The 26,610-nt window shown below is 71.1% G+C and carries 27 protein-coding genes and 1 tRNA gene; 7 read left to right on the top strand and 21 right to left on the bottom strand.

What is annotated here, in order from left to right; translation table 11 throughout:
- Positions 1-126: 126 nt before the first annotated feature.
- Positions 127-684, bottom strand: coding sequence for a dihydrofolate reductase family protein (locus K1T35_RS16695; RefSeq protein WP_220261053.1), 558 nt, complete (start codon positions 682-684; stop codon positions 127-129).
- A gap of 70 nt (positions 685-754) precedes the next feature.
- Between K1T35_RS16695 and K1T35_RS16690 the strand changes: the two genes are divergently transcribed.
- The gene (locus K1T35_RS16690; RefSeq protein ID WP_220261052.1) at positions 755-1,690 is read left to right on the top strand and encodes a sigma-70 family RNA polymerase sigma factor; all 936 of its coding nucleotides are present in this window, start codon (positions 755-757) and stop codon (positions 1,688-1,690) included.
- A 453-nt stretch (positions 1,691-2,143) separates the two neighbouring features.
- Here the strand turns inward: K1T35_RS16690 and K1T35_RS16685 are convergent, their stop codons facing one another.
- Entirely contained in the window at positions 2,144-2,929 is a 786-nt protein-coding gene (locus K1T35_RS16685; protein ID WP_220261051.1) for an AraC family transcriptional regulator, read from the bottom strand.
- A gap of 93 nt (positions 2,930-3,022) precedes the next feature.
- Between K1T35_RS16685 and K1T35_RS16680 the strand changes: the two genes are divergently transcribed.
- Positions 3,023-4,033, top strand: coding sequence for an NmrA/HSCARG family protein (locus K1T35_RS16680; RefSeq protein WP_255622013.1), 1,011 nt, complete (start codon positions 3,023-3,025; stop codon positions 4,031-4,033).
- Positions 4,034-4,373: 340 nt separating this feature from the next.
- Here the strand turns inward: K1T35_RS16680 and K1T35_RS49765 are convergent, their stop codons facing one another.
- The 4 genes from K1T35_RS49765 to K1T35_RS16660 form a co-directional block, all read right to left on the bottom strand.
- Complete coding sequence (locus K1T35_RS49765; protein ID WP_370645387.1) at positions 4,374-4,775, bottom strand: DNA methyltransferase; 402 nt, start codon at positions 4,773-4,775, stop codon at positions 4,374-4,376.
- Positions 4,776-5,214: 439 nt separating this feature from the next.
- Positions 5,215-5,904, bottom strand: coding sequence for a hypothetical protein (locus tag K1T35_RS16670; protein ID WP_220261049.1), 690 nt, complete (start codon positions 5,902-5,904; stop codon positions 5,215-5,217).
- 244 nt (positions 5,905-6,148) lie between these two features.
- Positions 6,149-6,997, bottom strand: a complete 849-nt coding sequence (locus K1T35_RS16665) for an NAD(P)H-binding protein (RefSeq protein WP_220261048.1) — start codon at positions 6,995-6,997, stop codon at positions 6,149-6,151.
- Positions 6,994-7,437, bottom strand: a complete 444-nt coding sequence (locus tag K1T35_RS16660; RefSeq protein WP_220261047.1) for a nuclear transport factor 2 family protein — start codon at positions 7,435-7,437, stop codon at positions 6,994-6,996. Before K1T35_RS16660 ends, K1T35_RS16665 begins: the two co-directional genes overlap by 4 nt.
- Before the next feature lie 131 nt (positions 7,438-7,568).
- Between K1T35_RS16660 and K1T35_RS16655 the strand changes: the two genes are divergently transcribed.
- Entirely contained in the window at positions 7,569-8,420 is an 852-nt protein-coding gene (locus K1T35_RS16655) for a helix-turn-helix transcriptional regulator (protein ID WP_255622010.1), read from the top strand.
- Between the two features lie 477 nt (positions 8,421-8,897).
- Here the strand turns inward: K1T35_RS16655 and K1T35_RS16650 are convergent, their stop codons facing one another.
- Positions 8,898-9,335 (bottom strand): TetR/AcrR family transcriptional regulator C-terminal domain-containing protein, encoded by a 438-nt coding sequence (locus K1T35_RS16650; RefSeq protein ID WP_370645386.1) that lies wholly within the window; start codon positions 9,333-9,335, stop codon positions 8,898-8,900.
- A gap of 22 nt (positions 9,336-9,357) precedes the next feature.
- Here K1T35_RS16650 and K1T35_RS16645 point away from each other — a divergent pair, with 22 nt between their 5' ends.
- On the top strand, positions 9,358-10,269 hold the full coding sequence (locus K1T35_RS16645) for an FAD-dependent monooxygenase (protein ID WP_255622008.1): 912 nt from the start codon (positions 9,358-9,360) through the stop codon (positions 10,267-10,269).
- Positions 10,270-11,378: 1,109 nt separating this feature from the next.
- On the opposite strand, the gene K1T35_RS16640 is transcribed toward K1T35_RS16645, so the two are convergent.
- From K1T35_RS16640 to K1T35_RS16585, 12 genes are all read right to left on the bottom strand, one after another.
- Positions 11,379-11,452, bottom strand: a tRNA-Pro gene (locus K1T35_RS16640).
- 242 nt (positions 11,453-11,694) lie between these two features.
- The gene (locus K1T35_RS16635; protein WP_255622005.1) at positions 11,695-12,822 is read right to left on the bottom strand and encodes a sensor histidine kinase; all 1,128 of its coding nucleotides are present in this window, start codon (positions 12,820-12,822) and stop codon (positions 11,695-11,697) included.
- Between the two features lie 11 nt (positions 12,823-12,833).
- Positions 12,834-13,475 carry a response regulator transcription factor gene (locus K1T35_RS16630; RefSeq protein ID WP_220261043.1) on the bottom strand — a complete coding sequence of 214 codons (642 nt, stop codon included), beginning with the start codon at positions 13,473-13,475 and terminating at the stop codon, positions 12,834-12,836.
- 28 nt (positions 13,476-13,503) lie between these two features.
- Complete coding sequence (gene der, locus K1T35_RS16625) at positions 13,504-14,913, bottom strand: ribosome biogenesis GTPase Der (RefSeq protein WP_220262656.1); 1,410 nt, start codon at positions 14,911-14,913, stop codon at positions 13,504-13,506.
- Between the two features lie 23 nt (positions 14,914-14,936).
- Positions 14,937-15,581, bottom strand: a complete 645-nt coding sequence (locus K1T35_RS16620; RefSeq protein ID WP_255622000.1) for a 1-acyl-sn-glycerol-3-phosphate acyltransferase — start codon at positions 15,579-15,581, stop codon at positions 14,937-14,939.
- Positions 15,578-16,288 (bottom strand): (d)CMP kinase, encoded by a 711-nt coding sequence (cmk, locus tag K1T35_RS16615; protein WP_220261042.1) that lies wholly within the window; start codon positions 16,286-16,288, stop codon positions 15,578-15,580. Before cmk ends, K1T35_RS16620 begins: the two co-directional genes overlap by 4 nt.
- A gap of 114 nt (positions 16,289-16,402) precedes the next feature.
- A complete protein-coding gene (aroH, locus tag K1T35_RS16610) occupies positions 16,403-16,765 on the bottom strand; it encodes a chorismate mutase (protein ID WP_220261041.1) in 363 nt (120 codons plus the stop codon).
- Between the two features lie 163 nt (positions 16,766-16,928).
- Positions 16,929-17,702 carry a pseudouridine synthase gene (locus tag K1T35_RS16605; protein WP_220261040.1) on the bottom strand — a complete coding sequence of 258 codons (774 nt, stop codon included), beginning with the start codon at positions 17,700-17,702 and terminating at the stop codon, positions 16,929-16,931.
- 20 nt (positions 17,703-17,722) lie between these two features.
- Positions 17,723-18,373, bottom strand: coding sequence for an SMC-Scp complex subunit ScpB (gene scpB / locus K1T35_RS16600; protein ID WP_220261039.1), 651 nt, complete (start codon positions 18,371-18,373; stop codon positions 17,723-17,725).
- The gene (locus K1T35_RS16595) at positions 18,366-19,187 is read right to left on the bottom strand and encodes a ScpA family protein (RefSeq protein ID WP_220261038.1); all 822 of its coding nucleotides are present in this window, start codon (positions 19,185-19,187) and stop codon (positions 18,366-18,368) included. Before K1T35_RS16595 ends, scpB begins: the two co-directional genes overlap by 8 nt.
- Entirely contained in the window at positions 19,184-20,113 is a 930-nt protein-coding gene (locus K1T35_RS16590) for a ParA family protein (RefSeq protein WP_220261037.1), read from the bottom strand. The genes K1T35_RS16595 and K1T35_RS16590 overlap by 4 nt, the downstream gene beginning before the upstream one ends.
- A gap of 191 nt (positions 20,114-20,304) precedes the next feature.
- Complete coding sequence (locus K1T35_RS16585; RefSeq protein WP_220261036.1) at positions 20,305-21,057, bottom strand: DeoR/GlpR family DNA-binding transcription regulator; 753 nt, start codon at positions 21,055-21,057, stop codon at positions 20,305-20,307.
- A gap of 50 nt (positions 21,058-21,107) precedes the next feature.
- Between K1T35_RS16585 and K1T35_RS16580 the strand changes: the two genes are divergently transcribed.
- Complete coding sequence (locus K1T35_RS16580; protein WP_255621995.1) at positions 21,108-21,476, top strand: DUF4406 domain-containing protein; 369 nt, start codon at positions 21,108-21,110, stop codon at positions 21,474-21,476.
- Between the two features lie 39 nt (positions 21,477-21,515).
- Here K1T35_RS16580 and xerD read toward each other — a convergent pair whose 3' ends face one another.
- Both xerD and K1T35_RS16570 read right to left on the bottom strand, forming a co-directional pair.
- A complete protein-coding gene (xerD, locus tag K1T35_RS16575) occupies positions 21,516-22,430 on the bottom strand; it encodes a site-specific tyrosine recombinase XerD (RefSeq protein ID WP_220261035.1) in 915 nt (304 codons plus the stop codon).
- A gap of 120 nt (positions 22,431-22,550) precedes the next feature.
- Entirely contained in the window at positions 22,551-23,546 is a 996-nt protein-coding gene (locus K1T35_RS16570; RefSeq protein WP_220262653.1) for an LLM class F420-dependent oxidoreductase, read from the bottom strand.
- 149 nt (positions 23,547-23,695) lie between these two features.
- Between K1T35_RS16570 and K1T35_RS16565 the strand changes: the two genes are divergently transcribed.
- Together K1T35_RS16565 and K1T35_RS16560 are read left to right on the top strand one after the other, a co-directional pair.
- Positions 23,696-25,033: a cytosine permease gene (locus K1T35_RS16565; protein ID WP_220261034.1), complete on the top strand. Its 1,338-nt coding sequence runs from the start codon at positions 23,696-23,698 to the stop codon at positions 25,031-25,033.
- Positions 25,034-26,605, top strand: a complete 1,572-nt coding sequence (locus K1T35_RS16560; RefSeq protein ID WP_220261033.1) for a hydantoinase/oxoprolinase N-terminal domain-containing protein — start codon at positions 25,034-25,036, stop codon at positions 26,603-26,605.
- The last annotated feature ends 5 nt before the right edge of the window (positions 26,606-26,610 follow it).

Raw genomic sequence — 26,610 nt, 5'->3', positions numbered from 1 at the left:
GCGATCGTCCGCCTTGCGAGGACACCACCTGGACGCCGCTCGCTACGGCCCGAGTTGTTCAGGACCCTCCTAGGGCTGCTGCATCGGCGACCCGACCTCGGTCGCGTGGACCATGACTGGGGAGCACTAGCGAGCTCGGCGATAGCGCAGGAGCACGCCGGCCCCCTTCTGCTCGACCGAGGTGAGCTCCAGGTCGACGGGCGGGGTGCCGTCGGCAAACAGGCGACGGCCCGTGCCGGCGACGGTCGGGAGGACGATGAGCCGATACTCGTCGATCAGGTCGTGCTCGGCGAGCTCGCGCACGATGCCGAGACTGCCGGTGACGATGACATCCCGATCTTCCCTGCGCACCGTGCTGATCACATCGTCCTTGATCAGCGACGAGTTCTGCCACGCGTCGGTGCTGGTCAGCGAGCGCGAGGCGACCACCTTCGGGATGTTGTTCAGCGCGGTCGAGAACTCGTCCGTCCGGCTCGGCCAGATCTTCGAGAAGGTATCCCAGGTCGTGCGGCCCAGCAGCATGACGCCGGTGTCGAGCACCGGCCCCATCCCGAACTTGTCGCCCTCGACGGGCTCGGGGCCGTGTCGGAACATCCAGCCGCCGGCCGGTGTGCCCCCCGACCCGTCCGGGTCCTCGACGACGCCGTCCAGCGTGACGTACTCGATGACGATCACATTGCCCATGACGAACTCCTCGCTCGGTCGGTGTGACTCGATGCCGTACATACCGGCGGGGCCCGCGATACTCATCGCGATGAGCGCCATCGATTTCGAGTCGGCCACCGGGCAGCACCGGCGCGAGCTCGTGGCCTACTGCTACCGGATGCTCGGGTCGGTCCACGAGGCCGAGGATCTGGTGCAGGAGACGCTGCTGCGGGCCTGGAAGGCGCGCGAACGCTACGACGAGCGCAAGGCGTCGGTCCGCACCTGGCTGTACCGCATCGCGACCAACGTCTGCCTGACCGCGCTGGAAAGCAAGGCGCGCCGGCCGCTCCCCTCCGGGCTCGGCCCGCCGAGCACCGACCCCGACGCGCCGCTGCTGCCATCGTTCGAGGTGCCCTGGTTGCAGCCGTTCCCCGACGACCCCGCGGACCAGGCAGTGCGACGCGGCAGCATGCGGCTCGCGCTGGTAGCGGCCATGCAACTACTGCCGGCTCGCCAACGCGCCGTCTGGGTGCTGCGTGAAGGGCTGGAGTTCAGCGCGGCCGAGGTCGCCGGGCTGCTCGACACGTCGGTCGCCTCCGTCAACAGCGCACTGCAGCGCGCACGAGCCGGGTTGGCGGATGTCGTCGAGGACGAGGTCACCCCTGCCGAAGACCGCGGCGTCCGCGACGCGGTGGAGGCCTACGTACGGGCGTTCGAGGCCGGCGACGTCGACGCACTGGTCGAGCTGCTCACCGAGGACGCGATCCTGGAGATGCCGCCCGTCCCGCTGTGGTACGTGGGCCGGGACGACTACGGCGCCTTCATCCGGCGCGTCTTCGCGATGCGTGGCGTGGGTTGGCGGATGGTGCCGACCGCCGCCAACGGTCAGCCGGCCGTCGCCGCGTACGCACCGGAGCCCGACGGCGGACACCGGCTGCACACGCTGCAGGTCTTCACCGTCACCGGCGGGAAGATCTCGCACACGGTCGTCTTCCAGGATCCCGCGGTCTTCGCCGCATTCGAGCTTCCCGTCGTCATCAGCTGACAGGATCGCGTCGAGCGCCGCAGGCGCGACGGGACGGATGGTGCGGCTGCCCACCATCCGCGCCGAGTTCCCGACGGCCGCGGCCGCCCGCGAACGCATCTGTCCGCCGACTGACCGTTACGGGGCCAGCCGGCACCCCGACGACGCCGCCCGCTGGCGGCAAGTGCGGTCAAATCTCACCGACATTGATCAGGCAGGCGCATCGCAGCTGCGGTTGAAACTCACGCACATCGGCGGTCATGACTCACGGACAGAGCCAAACCGAGCTTCCGCACGCACCACATACACCGTGACTGGACGATGAGATCGCTCAGCGTCGCACCGGCCGAGGCCGTCGATGCTGGCGAGGAGCTCTGGGTGGTGGCGGAGGGAGTCACCCTTCCAGCGTGGGCTCCCGCACAATTGGGCTGCGACCGATGTTCCGCCAGGAACTACGGCTACCCCGCCAACCTCTCACCCATGGGAGCTGCGGGAGGACCGAGCCGACGAGCGATAGCGGCCGGGTGTCTGACCGACCAGCTCGGTGAAGGCGTCGATGAAGCTGCTGGGGTTCGACCAGCCCAGCCGGATCGCCGTGTCGGTGACCGAGGCACCGTCGCTGAGCTCGATCAGCGCCCGTTGGATGCGCAGCAGGGTGCGCCACTGGTGGAAGCTCATCGACAGCTCGCTGCCGAACAGTCGGCTCAGGGTGCGTTCGCTGGCGCCGGTGCGGTGGCCCAGCTCGGCCAGGGTCGCCGGGCTTGCTGGGTCCACGTGGAGCAGGTCGGTGACCGCCATGAGACGCCGGTCGCTCGGCTCCGGGAGGCGCAGCGGCTCCTGTGCGGCGCGGGCGAGCTCGGCGAGTACGACGTCGATCAGCAGCCGCGCACGGGGGCTCTCCAGCGGCTCGCCCTCACTCATCAGAGCCAGATAGGCCTCGCGCAGCAACGCGCTCGCCACGAAGACCGACGGCTCGGCCGGCAGCTGTCCGGTCAGCGTCACGGGCAGCGACAGCACCCGGATGTCCGTCTCGCCGTACGCCTTGCTGCTGTGCACCGCGAAGGGCGGCACCCACATGATCCGACTGGCCGGCGCCACCCAGGTGCCCACCTGGGTCGCTGTGACCAGGGCCCCACGCGCGGCGTAGCGGAGCTGGCCGTAGTCGTGGAAGTGCGCGGCCACGTCGGCGCCATGGGCCAGCGGCGCCGACAACGGCGCATCGTCGGTGCAGAAGCTCGGCTCGCCGCTGGGGTCGGACACGCGATCGAGGCTACCCCGCCACTGGCGGGTTATCGGAAGAACCTGGCGCGATACCGGTGGTGCGCCTGGCGCCGCAGACCGCATCGTGGAGACATGTCACAACAGATCAAGCTCGAGGACGCCGCGCCCGCGTCGTCCTCCCCCACCGCCACACAGACGACCGGCACGATCGCAGTCTTCGGCGCGACGGGGCAACAGGGCGGGGCGGTGGTCGACGCGCTGCTGGACCACAAGGCCCCGGTGCGGGCCCTGGTCCGCAACCCGCAGTCCGACCGGGCTCAGGCGCTGGCCGCCCGCGGCGTCGAGCTGGCGGCCATCCGGACCGACGACCCGGCGTCGTTGGCCGCCGCGCTGACGGCGGTCGAGGCGTTCTACTTCATGACCCCGGAGGCGAACAACCTCGAAGAGGTCGAGACGGAGATCCGCATCGGCACCGCGCTGGTCGACGCGGCGGTCGCGGCACGCGTCCCGCACGTCGTGTTCAACTCGGTCTTCGGCGCGGACCGGGAGTCGGGTGTGCCGCACCATGACTCGAAGCACTCGATCGAGGAGCATCTGAGGAAGTCCGGCCTCAGGGCCGCGATGGTTCGCCCGGCCCCCTTCATGGAGGTGATGGCACCGAGCCTGGAGCACGGAGAGATCGTGCTGAGACTGCCGCTGCCGGAGGACGTCGCCCTGAAGATGATCTCGGTCAGGGACATCGGCCGGGTCGCCGCCGCGCTCCTGCTCGACACCGCGGAGGCACCCGGCGGAGCCGTCGAGCTCGTCGGCGACGAGCTGACGGGCCCTCAGATCGCCGCGGCGTTCGGCGCGCGCGCCGGGCTCCCGGCACGTTACGAGGCCCTCCCGTTGAGCGTGCTTCCCAGCGACCTCGACAGGGCGATGTTCCGCCAGTTCGCGAAGGCGGCGGAACACCCGTCGGATCTTGCGGTGGTGCGGGCGATCGAGCCGGCCACCCTGGACCTGGCCGAGTGGATCCGATCCACCGGCTGGACCGCGCCACAAACGTGGCTGGTTCCTGAGCCTCCGGCCGCGATGAACGCCCCGCGATCGTGCCCACGGTCTCGGCACTCTGGGCACGTCAACGCATCCGCCAACGGTTGAAGTAGTCACGAAGCTCCCAGGGCGTGCCCGAGGCCGACGCCGGCATACTGGTTGTCGAGAGGCCGCCGGTCGACGGCGAGGTGAAGATTCACGTCCAGGAGGTCCCAGGCCACCAACCAAGGGCCTCACCGACTACGCCCGCGAGGCCGCCGCGCCCGCGTCTGGACCCGTAGAGCAGACGGCCGGCACGGGCTTGACCGTGCCGGCCACCCGTAACGGTGCCGGACGCAAGATCCGGCAGATGGCCTCGACCCCGAAGCGATCCTTGTGCTCGTCGATGTAGCGGATCACTTCGTCGCGGGGCGGTCGAGTTCCTTGGCGAAAAACACCGAAGCCCTCTTCAAGACTTCGCGTGAGAGCCCATACGGCGCCATATTACTTCGTTTCGGAAATTGCCCATGCCGAATATTCCATCCAGCATGACCTTGAGATAGTGACTTGCATGCGGATCGCAGTGCAAGTACAAGGACCCTGTGGATTTTAGGACGCGATGCAGCTCCCGGCAACGCCGTTGCATCCAGTCTACGTAGACGTTAATTCCACCTTCCCAGCAATCCTCAAACGACCGCACCTCTGCCTCGTCGCCCCAGATTACTTCATAGCGTCGATTCGAGAAGAATGACGGATCTAGATATACTAGGTCGACGGTTTCGGTTGGCAGGGCTGTCAACTGACGGAGGTTGTCGGCACAGTACAGGACGCCAGTTTCGATTGGTCCGTCCCGCCGCACTCCACCCTCCATGTCGGCTTGCGTCCGACGCAGGCCGTGCCGTCGGCGCCAACGATCGACATCTAACGTCGAATCATTCGGACTGTACATTTGTTCCACGCCGTCGTCAAACAATGTTATTTGCATTGAATGGCGGATTGACGGGAACGCTCTTCTATGATCGGCCTGAGGCCTTGTTGATCACCACTCCAATATATGATCTTGCCGTGGCAAACGGCGGACTCGGCAGAGTCCGGGGAGGCCGCCTGTGCAGGAGGGCGGCCGCCGGGAAGGCAGACGGTCACACTGCTCAGTTCCTTGTCCGTCGGGGCCCGATCCCGTGTCTTGTGAACCGTGGAGACCTTTGCGGATCGGTGTCCACGTCGCGACTTCGACATGGCCGCGCCATGGTTTCTTTACCCCGACTACATTCAGTCACAGTCTGCGGTGCCCAGGGCGGGCTCGCAGGACCTCAGGACACGGCCGTCACGGGGATACGCCTCGTGATCACACACCGACTTGCCGCCGTGGATGTGGGGGCGTGTGGGTACCTCGCTCCTCGGACACGCGCACTATCCACACGGGGTCGGGCCGTGACATCCACGGCCCGCTCCTCTGGCAGGTAGATGGCGCTGACGTTCAGCTCCCGGTACAGCCGGTTGAGTGCCGTCGGTTTGGCCTCCGAAAGCGTGGCGCCCACGTCGCCCAGCGAGTCGATCATGGCGTAGACCTCTGCGACGTCGAGTGCCGTGCCTTGCTTCGAGACAGCGTCGATCTCCGCCTGCGCTGCCGCTCGTTCGGCCTGCGCCTGGTTCATGGGCTCGACGACAGCGGCCGGATCGGCACCGGCCGCGATCGCGTCCTGGAACCGCTGCAGGCGACGTTCCGCGTCAGCCCGCTTGGCCTTCGCAGCGCTCGAATCGGTCGGCACCCCGCTGGCCGGCTGCGAGCCGAGCAGCTGCGCCACGGTCTGGTCGAGGTTCTCGCGGTCGAGCAGGCGCCCGATCCACCGGTTCAGCGCATCGACGATCACGTCCTCACGCAGGTTGACCGTGAGCGGGTGGTCGGCAAGCGCGGCCGATCCGGGCGCGAGGGTTCGTGCGGCGCACCGGTAGTACCCGTTCTTGCGCACCATCTCGCCCGACATCTTGCGCTGGCACACCGCGCAGCGCACCAACCCGCGCCGTCGCCGTGGGTTCGGTGGGCGGTCCTCGTGAGAGCGCAAAGCCGCCGCTCACCTGCTCCGTACATACCGCGGTGCGCACGATTCTGACATCCGTCGCCGCCTCCGTTGCCGCGACAACGCTCGGGCCGGGGTGGCTGAGGCCGCGGCGCCTACGGTCTTGCCGGGCCGCCTTGGCCTCCTCCGTCACCCGGCCACCATAATCGGGTAGCTCCCACGACCCTCAGTTCGCCCACTCGGTCGCGTGGCCACGGACGAACTCGGCGAAGGTGCGGGGTGGGCAGCCGGTCAGGTCCAGCACGGCGGTGGTGATCCGGTCCTCCCGGCCAGCGGTGAGGCCGGCGTCGACTGCGGCGAGAGCGTTGGCGAGCGAAGTCGGCATCCCGGTGGCCCGGTAGCTGAGCGCCGCGTCGTCGACCCCGATGGGCTCGACCCGGATCGGCCGGCCGGTCTGGGCCGTGATGATCGCTGCTGCGTCTTGGTAGTTGAGCGCCTTCGGCCCGGTGAGCAGGTAATCGCGCTGGTCGGCGGTGCGGCCGTCCGGGTCGGTCAGGAGCGCGGAGGCGGCGGCAGCGATGTCCCGGGCGTCGATCCACCCCACCCGGCCGGTACCGGCAGCAGTGCGGATCTCGCCGTGTCGCCTGATCCGGTCGCCCAACGGATGAGGGCTCAGGAAGTTCTGCATGAACCCGGACGGGCGCAACACCACCCAGCCGGGCCGGGCCCGCACTCGCGCGGCCAGCTCCAGCGCGCCGGGGGCGTTCGGCAATTCTATGGCGGAGCCGAGCAGCACCACCCGGCGCACGTCGAGGCGTTCCGCCTCGGCCAGGAACGGCCCGACCAGCGGCATCGGATCCACTGCGTGGGGTGGGGGCACCAGGTAGACCTGGTCCGTCCCGCGCAGTGCCGCCGGATGGGTGGCCGGGTCGTCCCAGTCGAACGGGACCGCCTCGGGGTCACCGGCCGACGGGTTGCGGCTGGCCACCCGGACCGGCACACCGCTCCCGCGCAACAGCTCTGCCAGCACGGTCCCGGTCTTCCCGGTGCCGCCGGTGACCAGCACCGCGGTCATCGGGCGCCCTCCGGGCGCAACGAGCCGAGCAGTTCGGGCAGCATGCCGGCCGCCTCGGCCGCGGCCAGCGGACTCCAGTAGTCCCGGTAGCGGGTGATCAGGCCATCTCGGGTGGTGACCACCGTGATGTAGTCCAACCGGTAGGGCTCGCCAGTGCGCACCGTGTAGCCGTGCGCGGTGAACTCCACCACGATGGTGTCCGACTGCTGGGTGTGGTGCACGGTGATCGTCGGCACGGACTGCACGTCCATGTGTTCCGGATAGCCGGCCAGGTAGTCGCGGACAGCCTCGCGCCCGTCCAGCCGCCGGGGCGAGGCGCCCTCGGCAAAAGGGAATGCGGCGGTGCCGTGGTCCGCCCACAGGTCGGCGATGGCATCCATGTCCTTGGCCAGCAGTAGATCCAGCAACCGACGGAATGTCTCCTCAGGTGTGCGTGACACCGTGGTCCTCCAACGTTTCGTGGGTGCGAGAACACCAACGTGGCGGCGAGGCCGTGGTTTCGGAACGGACGGGTGAGCCCCGGACCGGCGGTCCGTGGATGAAACGGGCGCCGCCGTGCCAACCTGTCATGGTGAGCAAAGGCGAACTGGCGGACTTCCTGCGCCGCCGGCGGGAAGCGCTGCACCCGGACCAGGTGCAGGGCACCCGCCCGACCGGTCGGCGTGGCCGACGCACGCCCGGGCTGCGCCGGGAAGAGGTGGCAGGCCTGGCCGGGGTGTCCACCAGCTACTACGAGCGGCTCGAGCAGGCCCGCGGACCGCATCCGTCGCCCCAGGTGCTGGCAGCGCTGGGCACGGCGCTGCGGCTCACCACCGCGGAGCGCGAGCACCTGTCCCGATTGGCCGGGCAAGCCCCGCCCAGCAGCGACACCGACCGCGCGCCCGTGCCCGCCGACGCCCGACGGCTGCTGCACCAACTCGGGCCCATTCCCGCTTACCTGGTCGACGAACGAGAGGACATCCTGACCTGGAACGCCGCAGCGGCGGCGTTGATCACCGACTTCGAGCTGCTGCCCGCCGAGGAGCGCAACACCCTGCGGCTGGCCGTCCGGCTGGGCGACACCCTCTGCTCGGCCCCAGCCGGCGGGGAAGGCGAGTTCGCTCGGCAATCCGCCGCCGAACTACGCGCGACCAGCGCCCGCCACCCTGCAGACCGCGCGCTCGGCGAGCTGGTCAACGAGATCGCCGCGCACAGCCCGGACTTCGCCGCCGCATGGCGCAGCCACGACGTGCGACCCCGGCCGACGCTGCGCAAACGCCTGCATCACCCCGAGCTCGGCGAGCTGGAGCTGGAACGCCGTACCCTCCTGCTGCCCGGCACCGACCTGCGGCTCGTGATCTACACCGCAGACCCCGGCGGTCCGAGCGCCGCCGCGCTCGCCCGGCTGGGACCCCCGTCGCGGGAAGAGGACTCGCCGGCGTGACCGTCGCCGCGGCAGGGATCTTCTCCGCAGCCCCGGCGGTCGCACCAGCCGATCGAGGACCGCTGCGGCGACCGGGCCTCGGCAGCCTGCGATGTCAACGGACCAGTTCCACAGCAACCTTGCCGACCAGCCCGCTGCGCAGGAGCTCGAACGCCTCCCCCACCTCGCGCGAACGGCACCCGGCGGGCCACGGCAGTCCGCCGCGTCATGACGACCCGACCGGCCCCGGGCGCCAAGGTGCCAGCAGCTGCGTCGGCGGTGGGCCGGACCCCTGCTGTCCGGCCTCTCACCGGAGGAGCTTGCCACCCACGTGCGGCCTAATCCGCCTGTGGCGTACACCGAGAAGACGGTGACCGACGCCGACCTCCTCGTCGCCCGGATCGACGAACCCGGGAACGCGGGTTGGCCCTGATCGACCAGGAGCTGGAAACCGGCGGCCGGACCATCGCGGCGCCGGGGTCCCTGAGCGCCGTCTCATCAAAAGCCGCCAGGTCGGTGGCAGGTGACGATGCCCGTGAGGACGAGGTCGATGCCGGTGAGGAACTGTTCTCGGTCGTCGTGCTCGCGCATCTGGTCTGCGATGGCCCGGATGAACGGGTAGTCGTCGGGGTCGAGCTCGTGCCATGCCCTGGATGCGGCGTCGAGGAAATCAGCGCGGCCCGCTCCGGAGCCGGCGACGCTGCTGTCGCCGGCGTTCTGGGTGGTGGCGCCGAGCATGTAGTGGACCAGCGTCGAGGTCGTGGTGAACCAGTCGTGTTGCGGCACGCCCAGTGTGCGGACCGGGCGGCCGATGCTCTCGAAGATCCGCAAGCTCACCGGCCCCCAGGGGTTCCGGGTGAGCTGCACCGCGAGCTGTGCGGCGAGCCATGCGTGTTCGGTGACCGCGTCGAACAGGCCGAGCGCCACGGCGCGCATTTCGTCCTGGGCCGCGCCTACGGTGCGGGAGCGGGAGCGGGAGCGGGAGCGGGAGCGGGAGCGGGAGCGGGAGCGGGAGCGGGAGCGGGAGCGGGAGCGGGAGCGGGAGCGGACCTCACCGTGGAAGGCGCTCCCGCTGGGGATACGGGGCATGAACGCCGGATCGGTCGAGTCGTTCTACCGCCGCGGGATGCTGGACGAGCTACTGAAAGCCTCGGGCGCCGACGGGGAGCAGATCGGCGCGCACGCCGACGTCGTCGAGCCGCCGGCTCCTCGTGACGTGAGCCATTTCGCGGGCATGCGGCTCAACCCCGTGAACATCGACACCGCTGCCCTCCCGTGCCGGCTGCCCGGCCCGGCGATGGAGGGCATCATGACCAGCCTCTACGCGGTCGGGACCGTACTGACCGAGCGGGCAGCCAGACTCGGCGTGCAGATCCTGCGGGGCGTGCCCGCAGAGGCCGTGACCCAGGACCGCGAGACCGTCACCGCACGAGCCGGCGGACGCGACTACCAGGCGCGCTGGCTCGTGGGGTGCGACGGCGGGCGCAGTACGGTGCCCGATCTGGCCGGCTTCGACTTCGTAGGGACCGAACCGCAATTCACCGGCTACGCCGCCCGCGTCACCCTCGCCGATCCGCAGAAGCTGAACCTGGGCTTCAACCTGACGCCGACCGGCATGTATTTCCGGACGCCCTTCGAGGGGCACCTGGGCATGATGGACTTCGACGGCGGCGGGTTCGACCGCTCGCAGCCGCTGACACGCGAGCACCTCCAGACCGTCCTGCGCCGGGTCTCCGGCACCGACGCGACGCTCTCGGCAGGCCGAGGCGAATGGGCCGCGGTCACCCCCGCGAGCGGGGACGTAGGCCGTCAGCGACTCCAGAACGTGCTTCGGCGCCGGGACGGGGGAGCCGGATGCGCGCGAAGGTGAGCATCGGGGACGTGCTGTCGCAGATGTGCGACGAGTTCGGCTTCCTCGCGGCGCGGGGCTGCGATGGGCGCGGCTTGTACGCCCCAGCAGGGCATGACCGAGCCGTCACCCGCGGACGGCGGCACCCTCATGGATCTGCCGCCACGCCCTCACCCTGGCCCGAGGGCCACCGCCGCGTACACCCCAGTAACATGGGGAACATGAACACCTGCATTGCGCAGGTGGCGCCAGTTCTCGGGTTCGAGTCCCCCCTTGAACACGATCGGCGTCGTCGGGCCTGAAGAGCATGGGAAGGATCTCGAGCTGCACAGCTCCTTCCCAGGATTCCCTCTCGCGTTATCACCGGCTCGCGGATTCGTCGCAAACTTGTCGCGCGATTCCGCGTAGACGTGGCGCGGTCGTCTCGAGCGTGAACGAGTCGGCGCACGTGGCATGTGCGTGACTCCAGCACGACAAGATCGTGTTGTCGGTGGGCTCCCGGCGACCCCGCATCGTCTCGCCAGCCGCCGGCATGCTCATCGGCGAGTTGGACCACCGCGCGAACGCCGTCTCGATCGCCCTGCCCCTCGCGACTGTCGCGTTGCTCGCCGCAACCAACGACTCGGATCACGACGCCGTCAGGACGATCCGCCCGTCGGCTCCCGCGTGCGGCGCCGACCTTGACCGGTACCCCCCGGGCACCGATCCTGCCGGACGACGCAGGCACGCCGCTCGACTGGGCCAGCACCGGCTTGATCCGGACGGGTAGGACGCCCCGCACTTGACGCGCCCAGAAACTCATCAAGCTCGCGCGGCCAGAACCGGACAGGGAGAGCATCCACGAGGTCCTGGGATCAGCCTCACAGGAGGGCACCAGGAAACCGGCACCGTGGCCCACGACCCGCGAATGCCCAGGTAGCGGGGTGCAACCGACCCAGATGAGCCGGACCACACCGACATCGCACATCCTTCACACGCGACGAGTCGATCATGAATCCGCGGACATCAGAGCCTGTGGTGAGGCAGCCTCGGTTAGCTCATGTGAGACGGCCCATCTCGAACACGAATCAGGGCCTTGATCCACTTGCGTGAATCAAGGCCCTGACCTGGGGAAACTCCCCATCTCGCCGTCGGGACGACAGGATTTGAACCTGCGACCCCTTGACCCCCAGTCAAGTGCGCTACCAAGCTGCGCCACGTCCCGGCCACCCCCCGAGGGGGCGCGATCAGCCTACCCCATGGCCGATCCACCCCGATCGGCCGGTCGTGGCTCCCCCCGACGCGCCTGGCAGCTGCACCTGACCGTCCGCGCGCCGATGGCCCGGCGCGGCGGAGGCATCAGTCTCCGCAATGGGAGCCGCCCGCGCCACCGTCGTCGGTAGCCCGCTGAGGGCGACTTTGGTAGGTACTCAACAGTAGCGAGGCCGTTAGGTCCGGTTCGCCCGATCAGGGGACCGCCAGCTCCTGCTCCCGGATCGGTTCCACACGTGCCGGGGGCCGTGGGTCGAGTGGGAACGACGCTCGCACCGCGAACCCGCCGTCTGGTTGCGGGCCTGCGGTGAGGTCACCGCCCGCGGCGGTCACCCGCTCGGCGAGGCCGGTGAGCCCCGCTCCTCCGCCCGCGTCGGGACGGCGCGCGACGGCAGTGCTGGGACCGTTGCGCACCTCCACGGCCAGCTCGGTGGGGCGCCAGCGCAGGCGGACGCATACGCGGGCGCCGGTGGCGTGCCGAGCGGCGTTGGTGAGCGACTCCTGCACCACGCGGTACACGGCGCGGCCGGTGCCGGGCGCGACCTCGACGGGGTCGCCGCACTCGTCGAAATCAACGGCAACGCCCGCTGCGCGGGAGCCGGCCACCAGCGCGGTGATCTCGGTGAGACCGGCGACGTGCTCGCTGCCGTCGAGTAGTCCGAGGGCGGCGCGCATCTCCGCGAGCGCGCGCTTGGCGAGGGTGCGCAGCTGCTCGGCGCCGCGGCGGGTGTCCTCCTCGGCGGTGGAGGCGGCGATTGCGGCGGCGCCCACCGCGATCAGCGTGGCGTGGTGGCCCACGGCGTCGTGGATCTCCCTGCCGATCCGGGCCCGCTCCTGTGCCCGCGCGGCGTCCCGGGAGGCGGCGAGCGCCTCCTCGCGTGCGCGCTCGAGCTGCCGCAGGCTCTCGGTGAGGCTGGCGCGCGTGCTCACGAGCAGGCCGAGTGCGGCCGGCGCCCCCGCGTACAGGGCGACGAACGCGATCGTCAGGACAATGCGGCCGACGGGGAGGTCCTGCGTGAGCAGCACCGGCGTGACGGCCACGGCGACGGTGGCCACGAGCCACGGCACCAACGTCACCACCCGCCTGCAGCGCCTGCCGAGCGTGTAGAGCGCGACGATCGCGGGCGGCCACCCCAGCCCGCCCGCCAGCGCCACGAACGAGCCGAGCAGCCCCAGCGGCGGCCACAGGTGCCGCAGCGGCAGCAGGGCGCACGCCACGAGCGCGGGGGTCACCGACCACTCGAACGGCGGCACCCCGAGCAGCACCGCGATCGCCGGGAGTACCACGGCGGCCAGTTCGACGAGTGCCCGTCGTACCGGCACCGGGATCATGATCACGGCAACCCCCATCCCTGTGCGAGCAGCGCGGCCTGCACGCGGTTCTCCGCGCCGAGCTTGATGAGCAGGGCCGACACGTACTTCTTGACGGTGGCTTCGGCGAGCCCGAGCCGGTCCCCGATCGCGGCGTTCGAGTCGCCCGCGGCGAGCCTGCGCAGCACCTGCATCTCCCGCGGCGTCAGGTCGGCGAGCCGGGACGGACCCGACCGCGTGGTCCCGGCGGCGAGGCGCGGCAGGAGCCGCGCGGTGATCCGCGGGTCGAGCACGGCACCGCCTGCCGCCAGGTCGAGCACGGCCCGGACCAGCGCGTCCGGCTCGGTGTCCTTGAGCAGGAACCCCTGCACGCCCAGCCGCAGCGCCTCGGCGACGTAGTCGTCGAGGTCGAAGGTGGTGAGCACGGCCGCGGGCGGCGCGTCCGGCCGGGCGCAGAGCACGCGCAGCGCATCGAGCCCACCCACGCCGGGCATCTGGACGTCGACGAGCACGACGTCCGGTCGGTGCGCGTCGACGGCCGCGAGCATCGCGGCGCCGTCCTCGGCCTGCCCGACCACCTCGACCGTGCCCCCGGCCTCCAGGACCGTACGCAGCCCGGCCCGCATCAGTGGCTCGTCGTCGGCGAGCACCACCCGGACCGGCACCCGTCCAGAGTAGCCAGGTTCCCCCTGATCAGCCCTTACGGTTGCGCTTCTCTCGCACCCGAACCGAGATGCGCACGGGTGAGCCGGTGAACCCGAACTCCTCGCGCAACCGCCGCTCGAGGAACCGCCGGTACCCGGCCTCCAGGAACCCGGTGCTGAACAGCACGAACGTCGGCGGCCGCGTCTGGGCCTGGGTGGCGAAGAGCACCTTGGGCTGCTTGCCGCCGCGCACCGGCGGCGGGGTGGCGGCGATGACGTCGGCGAGCCAGCCGTTGAGCCTGCCGGTCGGGATCCGCTGGTCCCAGGACCCGAGTGCGGTGCGCAGCGCCGGCGCGATCTTCGCGACGGCCCGGCCGGTGAGCGCCGAGACGTTGACCCGCTCGGCCCACGGCACGCGCACGAGGTCGCGTTCCAGCTCGCGCTTCATCGCGAGGCGGCGGTCCTCGTCGACGAGGTCCCACTTGTTGAACACCAGCACGAGCGCCCGCCCGGCCTCCTCGACCATGGTGATCACGCGCTGGTCCTGCTCGGCGATCGGCTCGCTCGCGTCGATCAGCACCACGGCCACCTCTGCGGCCTCGATCGCTGCGCGGGTGCGGAGGCTGGCGTAGTACTCCATGCCGCTCGCGGTCTGCACGCGCTTGCGCAGGCCCGCCGTGTCGACGAACCGCCAGACCTCGCCGTCGAGCTCGACGAGCGAGTCGACCGGGTCGACGGTGGTGCCCGCGACGTCGTGCACGACCGAACGCAGCTCGCCGGACACGCGGTTGAGCAGGCTGGACTTGCCCACGTTCGGCTTGCCGATGAGCGCGACGCGCCGCGGCCCGGTGCCAGTGGCGCCCAGATCGTCGCGCGGCGTCTCGGGCAGCGCCTCGAGGATCGCGTCCAGCAGGTCGCCGGATCCACGCCCGTGCAGGCCGCTCACAGGGCGCGGCTCGCCCAGCCCCAAGCGCCAGAGCGCGGCGGTGTCCGACACGAGGCGGTCGTCGTCGACCTTCGTCGCAGCGAGCAGGACGGGTCGGTCCGAGCGGCGCAGGACGCGTGCCACCGCCTCGTCGGTGGCCGTGGCGCCGACGCTCGCGTCGACGACGAGCAGCACAGCGTCGGCGGTCTGGATGGCGAGGTCGGCCTGGGCGGCGACGGCGGCCTGCAGTCCTGTCGCGTCGGGTTCCCAGCCTCCGGTGTCGACGAGCGTGAAGCGCCGCCCGTTCCACAGCGCGTCGTAGGCCACGCGGTCGCGGGTGACGCCGGGGATGTCCTGCACGACCGCCTCCCGGCGGCCGAGCAGCCGGTTGACCAGCGTCGACTTCCCGACGTTCGGCCGCCCCACGACGGCGAGCACCGGTGCGGGCGGTGCCGCCTCGGGGTCCTCGCCCGCGAGGGTGCCGGTCCTGTCGGGCTCCCCGAACTCATCGGGGTCCAGCCCCAGCGCCGCCATCGCGGCGCGGTCGTCGGTTGCGTTCACGTCGTGCTCCGTAACTCGTCCAGTTCGCGGACCATGCCGGCCAGCTCGGCCCGCAGGGTCTCGGTGGCAGCGGCGAGGCCTGCGCGCCCACCACCTGCAGGGATTGTCAGCGGCTCCCCCACCACCACGTCGACGCGCGGCCGCCACCGGCGGCCCGAGCCCTCGGGACGGTGGGTGCCCCGCGACACGATCGGCAGCACCGCTGCCCCGCTGGTGCGCGCCAGCCAGGCCGCACCGTGCTCCGCCGCCGCGACATCGCCGGTGCCACGCGTACCCTCCGGGAACACGCCGACGAGGCCACCACCGCGCAGCACGGCGATCGCCGCCGTGAGGGGGCGTCGGTCGGCCGCCCCGCGGCGCACGGGCAGCTGCCCGATCCGCCGCAGACCCCAGCCGGCGACACCGGTGAACATCTCCTGCTTCACCCAGAACACCGCGCGGCGCCCCAATAGTCCGAAAATGAGCGGCCCGTCGACGAACGCGCTGTGGTTGGCGACGACGACCACGGGTCCACGCGCCGGGATCCGCTCGGCGTGGTGGACGCGCACCCGGTAGAAGGGCCGGAACATCCAGGACCCGAGCCAGCGACCGCGGTCGTGCAGCCACGGCCACGCGTCGGGCGGCAGATCGGGCGAGCTCACGTGACCATCCCGCGGTCCTTCACCAACCGCAGCAGCTCCGCCAGCACGTCGTCGGCCGACAGCTCGTCGGTGTCGAGGACGAGGGCGTCCGGGGCGGCGTGCGCCGGCGAGGTCTTGCGGGTGGAGTCGAGCCGGTCCCTGCGGCGGACGTCGGCGAGCACCACGGCGTGGTCGGCGACCCGGCCGGCCTTGCGGTCCTGCGCCTCCCGCCGGGCAGCCCTGATCTTCTCGGACGCGGTGAGATAGACCTTCAGCGGCGCGTCGGGGACCACGACGCTCCCGATGTCCCGGCCCTCGACGACGATGCCGCCGCAACCCGCGATCGCCTCGCCGATCAGTGCGCGCTGGCGTTCCACGAGCGCGGCGCGGACCGCGGGGATCGCGGACACCGCGCTGACCGCAGCGGTGACGGCGCCGCCACGGATCTCGGACTCGACGTCCTCCCCCGAGAGGCGGATCGCCGGGGCCGACGGGTCGGTCACCGACTCGAGGTCGGCCACGGCGGCCACCGCGACCTTCTCGGTGTCCGACTCGGTACCGTCCAGCCCGGATCGCAGCACGGCAAGCGTGAGCGCGCGGTACATCGCCCCGGTGTCGAGGTAGGCGGCACCGCACACGAGAGCCAGCCGTCGCGAGACGGTCGACTTCCCCGTCCCGGACGGACCGTCCATCGCCACGACCCCGTGCAGCCGCCCGGTCACCCGCATGCCCCCTGGTTCTCGGGCCACGCTGGCCCGGTTCTGCCGCGCGCCGTCCGCGGGCCGCGAACCATCATGCCTTGTCGCATACGGTGGCCCGGCGGCCGGGCGGCTCCGCGGTTCCTACTGGGGCAGGTCCGTGCGCAGGGCAGCAGCGCCGCGCAGGTAGACGTGGCGCAGCTCGGAGCGGGCCCGCTGGGTGTCGACGTGCGCGAGCAACCGCAGGGTGCGGGGCAGCGCGCCCGGCACCGCGATCTCCGACGCGCACAGCAGCGGCACGTCGGTGAGACCGAGCAGCCGCGCCGCGTAGGCAGGGAACTCCGAGGTGAGGTCGGGGGTGGCCGTGAAGACGATCGAGATGATGTCGTCGGCGGTGAGGTCGTTGCGCTCCAGCACCGCGGTGACGAGCTCCGCCGATCCCTTCAAGATCTCCTCGCGGGTGTCGCCGTCCACCTGGATGGCGCCGCGGATCGCGCGGACGGGCACTAGTGCCCCCCGCCGGAAGTCCGGTGCGTATATCGGCGGATCCAGGTTTCCGCTGGGTGTGCCGGCGGGCCGGCCTCGTATTGGACATACTCGGCCGGCTCGCCGGTGCGCCCAGCGGGAAGCTGGGCCGTCGAGATACGTGGTGGACTTCCGGCGGGGGGCACTACATCCCGACCGAGCGGTAGAGCGAGCCGACCTCGACCCGGGTGAGCGGCCGGAACCGGCCCGGCCGCTGGTCGCCGAGGCGCACGTCGCCGATCGCGGTGCGCACCAGCCGCTGCACCGGGTGTCCGACCTCGTCGAGGAGCCTGCGCACGACGTGCTTGCGGCCCTCGTGGATCACGAGTTCCACCAGCGATCGTCCTGGCGTGGAGTCGACCAGTTTGAACGAGTGCACCCGCACCGGGCCGTCGTCCAGCTCGACACCGTCGCGCAGCCGCCTGCCCAAGTCGCGCGGCACCTGCCCGATGACCTCGGCGAGATAGGTCTTCTCGATCTCGTAGGACGGATGCATCAGCCGGTGGCCGAGCTCGCCGTCGTTCGTGAGCAGCAGCAGGCCCTCGGTGTCGGCGTCGAGCCTGCCGACGTGGAACAGCCGCGCCCGCGGCGAGCCGGTGAAGTGCTCGTCGACGATGCCGCGCTCGACGACCAGATCACCCACGCACGGGCGGCCCCGGTCGTCGTGCATCGTGGAGAGGATGCCGCGGGGCTTGTTCAGCGCGAGGTGCACGAGGTCGTCCTGCAGGACGATGCGGGAGCCGTCGACGTGCACGACGGCGGTCTCGGGGTCGATGCGGCGGCCCATCTCGCGCACGACCTTGCCGTCGACGCTCACGCGGCCGGCCGCGATCAGTTCCTCGGCGGCGCGCCGGGACGCGACGCCTGCCTGGGCCAGCACCTTCTGCAGGCGGACGCCGGTCTGTGCACTCGTGGTCATGTCATCCATCAGGGGGGATCTCACAGTTCGTCGATCGCATCGACGTCGGGAAGCAAGGGGGCCAGCGGGGGCAGCTCGTCGAGGGAGGAGAGTCCCAGCCGCTCCAGGAACAGCTCGGTGGTGCGGAACAGCGTGCCCTGCGTGGCCGGGTCGACGCCCGCCTCCTGCACGAGGCCACGGGTGAGCAGGGTGCGCAGCACGCCGTCACAGTTGACGCCGCGGACCGCCGACACCCGGGCGCGGGTGACCGGCTGCCGGTAGGCCACCACCGCAAGGGTCTCCATGGCGGCGCGGGTGAGCCGCGCCCGCTGACCGTCGAGCAGGAGGCGCTCGACGTATCGGGCGTGGACGTCGCGGGTGTAGAAGCGCCACCCGCCACCCGCGTGCCGCAGGTCGATCCCCCGCTGCTGCGCCGCGTAGGCCGCGGACAGCCGCAGGACCGCCTCCCGCACGCGCGCCACCGGCTGGTCGAGGGCCTGCGCGAGCGTCTCCTCGTCGGTGGGTGCGTCGACGACGAGCAGCAGCGCCTCCAGCGCGGCGTCGAGTGCGGCGTCGTCGGCGAGCTCGTCGCTGTCGGACTCGTCGACGGCGAGTCCGGGCTCGAGCTCGTCCGGCGCTTCCGGGACGAGACCGAGTACGGCGGCGGCGAGCTCGGTGGGGGTATCAGTCATCTGTGGAGGGCGACGCTTGCTGCTCGGGCTGTTCGTGAGTGGATGGTGTCCAGCGTACTGTCAGCTCCCCGAACGGCTCCGGCTGCAGCAGATCGATGAGGGCGCCGCGGAACAGGTCGAGCACCGCGAGGAAGCGGGCGACGACCTCGAGGGGGTTCGCGCAGTCGGCGGTCAGCTCGGCGAAGGTCGCCGAACCCAGCTCGGCCAGCCGCTCGCGCAGGATCGCCGCGTGCTCGGCCACCGACACCGCCGCGGCGTGCAGGTGGTCGATCCCGACCGTGGGCGGAGGCTTGGGGCGGAACACCGAAGCGGCGAGCTCGGCGAACGCCTCGGGGTCTACGCCGAGCAGCACCTCCGGCAGCAGGGCCGAGAACCGCTCCTCCAGCGCGACCGAGCGCGGGAAACGCCGCTGCGCACCGGCTTCCAGCTCCACGAACAGCCCGGCCACCTGCTTGTAGGCGCGGTACTGCAGCAGGCGGGCGAAGAGGAGGTCCCGGGCTTCCAGCAGCGCGAGGTCCTCTTCGTCCTCCACGTCGGCGTTCGGCAGCAGCCGGGCGGCCTTGAGGTCCAGCAGCGTGGCCGCGATCACGAGGAACTCGGTGGTCTCGTCCAGGTCGGCGTCGTCGCCCAGCGCGGCGAGGTGGGCGATGAAGTCGTCGGTGACGGTGTGCAGCGCCATCTCGGTGATGTCGAGCTCGTGCTTGCCGATGAGCTGCAACAACAGGTCGAACGGACCCTCGAAGTTGTGCAGCCGCACCTGGAAGCGCGGACGCGCCGGTGCCGCGGGCACCGGCCCGTCCTCGACAACAGTCACCGGGAGAGGACCTCGCGGGCAAGCAGCCGGTACGACTGCGCCCCGTTCGACGTCGGCGCCCACGTGGTGATCGGTTCCCCGGCCACGGTGGTCTCGGGGAAGCGCACCGTCCGGTTGATCACAGCCTCGAACACCAGCTCCCCGAACGCCTCGATCACGCGCTGGCGCACCTCCTTGGTGTGGAGGGTGCGCGGATCGAACATCGTGGCGAGGATGCCGAGGATCGTGAGGTCCGGGTTCAGCCGCTGCTGGACCTTGTCGATGGTGTCCATGAGCAACGCGACCCCGCGCAGCGAGAAGAACTCGCAGGCCAGCGGGATGAGGATGGCCTCGGCGCACGCCAGCGCATTGATCGTGAGCAGGCCGAGCGACGGCTGGCAGTCGATCAGGATGATGTCGTAGCGGTCGAGCACCGGCTTGATCGCGCGCCCGAGCGCCTGCTCCCGGCCCACCTCCGTGACCAGCTGCACCTCGGCGGCGGACAGGTCGATGTTGCTGGGCAGCAGGTCCATGCCCTCGACGTTCGTGGTCCGGATGACGTCGTCGATCTCCACTCCCCGCTCCATGAGCAGGTTGTAGATCGTGGTCTCCAGCTCGTGCGCCTGCACGCCGAGACCGACCGACAGAGCACCCTGCGGGTCGAAGTCGACCAGCAGCACCTTGCGGCCGTACTCGGCCAGCGCTGCGCCGAGGTTGATCGTCGACGTCGTCTTGCCGACGCCGCCCTTCTGGTTCGCGACCGCGATGACCCGCGCCGGGCCGTGCTCGGTCAGCGGGGCAGGATCCGGCACCTTCAAGTGGTGTCTCCCCGCGGGCTCGGCGGCGGCTTCCTGCTCGCCACCCTCGTAGTCGCCATACGGTTCCTCGCCGTTCGTCTCACTCTCGAGCGGCTCCGAACGGGGAGTGAAGGGCCGCGGCGTGTCCATGCGGTCTCCGGTCTCTGACGGGTGACCCGGGAGGGCCGATCTCCGCAGGGTAAGAGGCCGGGCGGACGACCGCCAACGCACCCCGCCGCGTGTCGGCCGACCAATCGGCCGGATGTGGCCGACGCATCCGGAACGTTACCGCCCGGTGTCCGAGGGTGGCGGCGGCCCACCGACCGTGGGCGTGTCGCACCTCAGGACACGAGTTGGACGCCGGCGGCCGTCAGATCGCGCAGTGCGGGTGCGGCCGGGTCCGCGTCGGTGACGAGCGCCGTGACGTCGCCGAGCGGCAGCACCGCGAACCGCGACGCCGCCCCGATCTTCTCCGCACTCGCGAGCACGTAGGTGTCGGCGGCGCGGCGAGCGAGCGCGCGCTTCATGGCGGCCTCGTCTGCGTCGCCGGTGGTGAGGCCGGCCTCGTGGTGCACTCCGGTGACGCCGAGCAGGAACAGGTCGGCGGTGACGCCCTGCGCCGCCTCGACCGCCGCGGCGCCGCACGTCACCAGCGAATGCTTGAACAGCCGCCCACCGAGCAGGAACACCTCGACGTCACGGTGGTCGACGAGCGCGGTAGCCACGGTCGGGCTGTGCGTGACGACGGTGGCCGCCAGGTCGAGCGGCAACGCGCGGGCGACGGCGAGCGCGGTGGTACCCCCGTCGATGATCGCCGTGCACCCCGGGACGACGAGCCGGGCCGCGGCGGCGGCGACCCGCTCCTTGCTCGCCGGCTCGACCCGCTCCCGCCCCGCGACGTCGGCGATGGCAGGCGAGATCGGCAGAGCGCCGCCGTAGACACGTTGGCAGAGCCCAGCGGCGGCCAGCTCGCGCAGGTCGCGGCGAACGCTGTCCTCGGAGACGCCGAGCTCGACGGCAAGGTCCTTCGCGACCAGACGCCCGTCCGCGCGGAGACGTTCGAGGAGCAGGTCCCGGCGCTGCGCGGCGAGCATGCACATTCTCCCTTGTTTGTTCCGACTCGTGCACAGTATCGTGTCGAATCATGCCGAGTTCACTGATGATCCTGATCGCAGGCCCCTACCGTTCCGGCACCGGTGACGATCCCCAACTCATGGCCGCCAACCTCGCCCGCCTGGAGGAGGCGGCATGGCCGCTGTTCCAGGCCGGGCACGTGCCGATGATCGGAGAGTGGGTCGCGCTCCCCGTCCTGCGCAGCGCGGGAGCCACCAGCGTCACCGATCCGCTCGCGGAGCGGGTCATGTACCCGACCGCTCAGCGGCTCCTGCAGCACTGCGACGGGGTCCTGCGCCTCCCCGGCAAGTCGAAGGGCGCCGACCAGGACGTGGCGATCGCCCGCGAGCGCGGGATCCCGGTCTGGCACCGCCTCGAGGACGTACCCGGCTGCGACTGAGCCCGCGAGTCGCGGTCTGGGTGCGCGCGAGTCGCGGTCTCAGCGCAGGGCGCGCGGGTGCGAGGTTGCGTAGACCTCGCGCAGCGTGTCCACCGTGACGTGCGTGTAGACCTGCGTCGTGCTCACCGAGGCGTGGCCGAGCAGCTCCTGCACGACCCGGACGTCCGCGCCGCCGGCCAGCAAGTGCGTCGCGAAGCAGTGCCGCAGCGTGTGCGGCGAGACCTCGGCGGTGAGCCCGGACGCCTCGGCGGCGCCGCGCAGGACGTGCCACGCGCTCTGCCGCGACAGCCGTCCCCCTCGGGCGTTGAGCAGCAGCGCGGGGCTCCCTCGCCCGCGGGTGGCGAGCGCGGGGCGGGCCCGCACCAGGTACGCGTCGACGGCGGCGAGCGCGGGCCGCCCGACGGGCACGAGCCGCTGCTTGCCACCCTTGCCGCGCAGCAAGACGGTGCGGGCGCCGGTGTCGAGGTCGTCGAGGTCGATCCCGACGGCCTCGGAGATCCGGGCGCCGGTCGAGTACAGCAGCTCCAGGAGCGCGCTGTCGCGCAGCGCCGCGGGTCCGTCGCCGATGCAGCCGGCCAGCAGCTGCTCGACCTGGTCCACCGTCAACGCCCTCGGCAAGCGCGCGGGCAATGCGGGCGGCGCGACGTCGCGGGCGACGTCAACGGGCACGAGGTCGTCGCGCACGGCGAAGCGGTGCAGCCCACGCACCGCGGCCAGCGCCCGTGCCGCCGACGACGCGGCGAGGTTCAGCGGCGGGCCGCGCAGGGCGGGGACGAACGCCGCGACGTCGGCCTCCTGCACCGCGGCCATGTCGTCGACGTCGCGGGCCCGCAGGTGGTCGAGGTAGCGGGCGAGGTCGGCGCGGTACGCGGCGAGCGTGTTGGCGGCGCTCCCCCGCTCGACGGCGAGGTGGTGCAGGAAGGCCTCGACGACGTCCCCCGGCCGTGTTCCCACATTCGCATCCTCTCCTACGCCGCCTCCGGAGCCTCCGCCGACGCGCCTCAGGAGGTTCAGGAAAGCCACGTTCGGCGAACCTGCAGGACAGGAACGTGGCTTTCCTGAACTTTCGCGCCGTCAGCGCAGCGCGGGGATCACCTCTCGTTCGAAGAGCTCGATGCCCGACTGGTCGTACGCCGACTCCGCGAAGTTGAAGATGCCGTAGCCCAGGCCGAGCTCGCGGAACCTCCCGAGCTTCTCCACGATCTGGGCGGGGGTGCCGACCGCGGCACCGGCGCCGTTCAGCGTGGACGTCGCGATCGTGTTCTCGGCCTTCTCGGCCCCGACGTAGGGCTCGAGGCGGGCCTTGAGGGTGTCGATCCGCTTCTGTACGTCGGCCTCGGTCTCGCCGATGAAGACGTTGAAGTTGGCCGACCGGACGATCTTGTCGTAGTCGGTGCCGACCGTGTCGCAGTGCCCCTTGAGGATCTCGGACTTGCTGGCGAAGACATCGTCCGTGCCGATGAAGTTGGTGTACTGCGCGTACTTCGCGGCGATCTTGAGGGTGACCTTCTCCCCGCCGCCTGCGATCCACAGCGGGATACCGCCCTCCTGCAGCGGTAGCGGCCGGACGATCGCGTCGTCCACCTGGTAGTGCTTCCCGTCGAGGGACGCGCGGCCCTCGGTCCATGCCTGCCGCATGATCTGGACGCCTTCGTCGAGCATCCGCAGGCGTTCCCGCGCGGGCGGGAATCCGTAGCCGTACGCCCGCCACTCGTGCTCGTACCAGCCGGCGCCGATGCCCATCTCGATCCGGCCGCCGGAGACGTGGTCGCAGGTGGCGGCGACCTTCGCGAGGTAGGCGGGGTTGCGATAGCTCATGCACGTGCACATCTGACCGAGCCGCACGCGCTCGGTGACGGCGCCGAAGGCCGACATGAGCGTCCAGGCCTCGTGCGTTGCCTCGTCAGTGGGGGCGGGGACGGTGTGGAAGTGGTCGAACACCCAGATGGACTCCCACGGTCCGGCGTCGGCCCGCTGGGCGAGTGCCTTCATCGTGGGCCACTGGTCCTTGGCGTCGATACCGACGAGGTCGAGGCGCCAGCCCTGGGGAACGAAGATTCCGAATCGCATTCCGGTCACGGACCCTCAGCGTAGACCACTTGTCTGACGAGTGTGCGACTGTGCACAGTGCACAGCTGTGCCGACCTGATCAGGCACTCTGCCTCGTGACGGCCCTCTGACCAGGGCTTATGGTTCCGCAAACGGCCGAGGAGGTCTCCATGGCAGCACACGTCGGGGTCGACGACTACGCGCTCACCCGCGTGCCGGCCACAGCGCGCTACTCGTGGTGGACCGTCGCCGTGCAGCGCTTCGGGCAGGTCTCCGCGCTGAGCCAGTTCCTGCTGGGCTCGACGCTCGGGTTCGGGATGGGCTTCTGGGAGGCGTTCCTCGCGTTCACGTTCGGCGCGGTGATCCTCGAGCTGGTCTCGATCGGCGTCGGGATCATCGGCAGCCGCGAGGGCATGCAGACCTCGATGCTCGCCCGCTGGACCGGCTTCGGCCAAGGCGGCAGCGCGGTGGTCGGCGTCGCGATCGGGATCTCGCTGATCGGCTGGTTCGGCATCCAGTCCGGCGTCTCGGCGGAGGGGCTCGTCAGCCTCATCGGCGTGCTGCCGATGTGGGCGTGGTCGCTGCTGTTCGGGCTCGCGGTCACCTTCATCGTGCTGTGGGGCTTCGCCTCGATGAAATGGGTCGCCTACCTGACGGTTCCGTCGTTCCTCGTGCTGGTGGCCTGGTCGATCGGCAGCGAGCTCTTCGCCCACGACGTCGGCACGCTCGTCGCCTCCGCGCCGCCAGGGCCGAGCCTCTCGCTGATCGAGGGCACCACGCTCGTCGCGGGCGGCTTCATCGTCGGAGCCGTGATCACGCCGGACATGACGCGGTTCAACCGCAGCGACGCCGACGTGGTGAAGCAGACGGTGGTGGGCTTCACGGTCGGCGAGTACCTGATCGGCATGTCCGGCGTGCTCCTGGCCCACGCGATCCGCTCCGACGACGTCATCACGATCGTGACGTCCTCGGTCGGCTGGGTCGGCACGCTCGTGATCATCCTGGGCACGCTGAAGATCAACGACTGGAACCTCTACAGCTCCGGGCTCGGGGTCGTGAACTTCGTCGGCACGGTGTTCGGCAAGCACGTCAACCGCGCGATGGCGACGCTGGTCCTCGGCGTGGTCGGCAGCGTGCTCGCCGCGGGCGGAATCCTCGACAGCTTCATCGGCTTCCTCACCGTGCTCGGCGTCGCGTTCCCGCCGATCGCCGGGATCATGGTTGCCGAGTACTTCGTGGTGAAGCAGTGGCGCCCGGAGCTGGAGCGCTCGCGCGCCGCGGGCACCGTGCCGGAGACCGCCCCCACCTGGGTGCCGGCCACGCTCGTCATCTGGCTCGTCGCCGCGCTGATCGGGTACTTCGTCAGCTGGGGCCTGCCCAGCATCAACTCCCTCGCGACCGCGTTCGTGCTCTACGTCGTCGCCGGCAAGCTCGGTCTCGTCCGCGGCGTCGGGGTCAGCCGCACCGTCGACAGCTTCGACCCCGTGGACCAGAAGGAGAGCGTCTGAATGCGGATCGGGATCGACGTCGGGGGCACCAACACCGACGCGGTACTCATGGACGGCGACCGGGTGCTCGCCGCGGTCAAGGCGGCCACCACGCCCGACGTCACCTCCGGCATCGTCACCGCGCTCGACGGGCTGCAGACCCAGCACCCCTTCCCACCCGCCGACGTCCAGGCGGTGATGATCGGCACAACGCATTTCATCAACGCACTGGTGCAGGCCCGCGGCCTTGCCCCCACGGCGGCCCTGCGCCTCGGGCTCCCGGCCACCGCGTCGCTGCCGCCGATGGTGGACTGGCCGGGCCGCCTCGTCGGGGCGATCGCAGGGCGCGCCTATCTCGCACACGGCGGCCACGAGTTCGACGGGCGCCCGATCTCCCCGCTCGACGAGGACGAGCTGCGCCGCCACGCCGCCGACATGGCCGCGAACGGCGTCCGCTCGGTGGCCATCTCGTCGGTGTTCTCCCCGGTCAACACCGAGTTCGAGGTGCGCGCCGCCGAGGTGCTCGCCGACGTGCTCGGGCCGGACGTACCGGTGTCGCTCTCGCACGAGATCGGCCGCGTCGGCCTGCTCGAACGCGAGAACGCCACGATCATCAACGCCGCGCTGCGCGAGCTCGCCGCGGGGATCGTCGACGGGCTCGCCGCCTCGATCGCGGGCCACGGCATCACCGCCCCGCTCTACCTCAGCCAGAACGACGGCACGCTGATGGACGTCGAGTTCGCCCGCCGGTACCCGGTGGCGACGTTCGCGTCCGGCCCGACCAACTCGATGCGCGGCGCCGCCGTGCTGTCCGGGCTCGGCACCTGCGCGGTCGTGGACGTCGGCGGCACCACCACCGACGTGGGCGTGCTCACCGGCGGGTTCCCGCGCGAGGCGACGGTCGAGGTCAGCGTGGCGGGCATCCGCACCAACTTCCGCATGCCCGACGTGTTGTCCGTCGGCCTCGGCGGCGGCAGCCTGGTACGGGGGTCCGGCACGGACACGACCGTCGGGCCCGACTCGGTCGGCTACCGCCTCACGGAGCAGGCACTGGTGTTCGGCGGTGATGTGCTGACCGCCACCGACGTCGCCGTCGCGGCGGGCCGGGTGGAAATCGGCGACAGCTCCCTGGTTGCCGATCTCGACCCGGCGGCCGTCGCGGCGGCCCTCGAACGGATCGCAACCGATGTCGCCGACGTCGTGGATCGGATGCGGATCTCCGCCGACCCGCTGCCGGTCGTGGCCGTCGGCGGCGGGTCGGTTCTACTCCCGGACGCCTTCCCCGGCCTCGGCGCGGTGCACCGGCCGGAGCACTTCGCCGTGGCCAACGCCATCGGCGCGGCGATCGCGCAGGTCGGCGGCGAGGTGGACAGGGTGTTCGCGATCGCACCCGGCCAGCGCGACGCCGCGGTCGACGAGGCCCGCCAGGAGGCCGTCGACCGAGCGGTGGTGGCAGGCGCCGACCCCGCCACCGTCGAGATCGTCGACTTCGACGAGGTGCCGATCCCCTACCTGCCCGGCAACGCAACCCGCATCCGGTGCAAGGCAGTCGGCGATCTGCGGATCGAGCAGGCGGCGGGACGGCGCGCGTGACCAGC

Source organism: Pseudonocardia sp. DSM 110487 (assembly GCF_019468565.1).
GTDB lineage: Bacteria > Actinomycetota > Actinomycetes > Mycobacteriales > Pseudonocardiaceae > Pseudonocardia.
Note: the sequence above shows the minus strand (reverse complement) of the source record. Positions and strands in the feature narration are given on the sequence as shown.

Excerpts from the sequence above, each read along its gene's own strand:
- K1T35_RS16695 (WP_220261053.1), bottom strand. The coding sequence starts at position 684 with ATGGGCAATGTGATCGTCATCGAGTACGTCACGCTGGACGGCGTCGTC.
- K1T35_RS16690 (WP_220261052.1), top strand. The coding sequence starts at position 755 with ATGAGCGCCATCGATTTCGAGTCGGCCACCGGGCAGCACCGGCGCGAG.
- K1T35_RS16680 (WP_255622013.1), top strand. The coding sequence starts at position 3,023 with ATGTCACAACAGATCAAGCTCGAGGACGCCGCGCCCGCGTCGTCCTCC.
- K1T35_RS49765 (WP_370645387.1), bottom strand. The coding sequence starts at position 4,775 with ATGGAGGGTGGAGTGCGGCGGGACGGACCAATCGAAACTGGCGTCCTG.
- K1T35_RS16665 (WP_220261048.1), bottom strand. The coding sequence starts at position 6,997 with ATGACCGCGGTGCTGGTCACCGGCGGCACCGGGAAGACCGGGACCGTG.
- K1T35_RS16650 (WP_370645386.1), bottom strand. The coding sequence starts at position 9,335 with ATGCGCGCCGTGGCGCTCGGCCTGTTCGACGCGGTCACCGAACACGCA.
- der (WP_220262656.1), bottom strand. The coding sequence starts at position 14,913 with ATGGCGGCGCTGGGGCTGGACCCCGATGAGTTCGGGGAGCCCGACAGG.
- cmk (WP_220261042.1), bottom strand. The coding sequence starts at position 16,288 with ATGCGGGTGACCGGGCGGCTGCACGGGGTCGTGGCGATGGACGGTCCG.
- K1T35_RS16605 (WP_220261040.1), bottom strand. The coding sequence starts at position 17,702 with ATGACCACGAGTGCACAGACCGGCGTCCGCCTGCAGAAGGTGCTGGCC.
- scpB (WP_220261039.1), bottom strand. The coding sequence starts at position 18,373 with ATGACTGATACCCCCACCGAGCTCGCCGCCGCCGTACTCGGTCTCGTC.
- K1T35_RS16590 (WP_220261037.1), bottom strand. The coding sequence starts at position 20,113 with ATGGACACGCCGCGGCCCTTCACTCCCCGTTCGGAGCCGCTCGAGAGT.
- K1T35_RS16585 (WP_220261036.1), bottom strand. The coding sequence starts at position 21,057 with ATGCTCGCCGCGCAGCGCCGGGACCTGCTCCTCGAACGTCTCCGCGCG.
- K1T35_RS16580 (WP_255621995.1), top strand. The coding sequence starts at position 21,108 with ATGCCGAGTTCACTGATGATCCTGATCGCAGGCCCCTACCGTTCCGGC.
- K1T35_RS16570 (WP_220262653.1), bottom strand. The coding sequence starts at position 23,546 with ATGCGATTCGGAATCTTCGTTCCCCAGGGCTGGCGCCTCGACCTCGTC.
- K1T35_RS16565 (WP_220261034.1), top strand. The coding sequence starts at position 23,696 with ATGGCAGCACACGTCGGGGTCGACGACTACGCGCTCACCCGCGTGCCG.
- K1T35_RS16560 (WP_220261033.1), top strand. The coding sequence starts at position 25,034 with ATGCGGATCGGGATCGACGTCGGGGGCACCAACACCGACGCGGTACTC.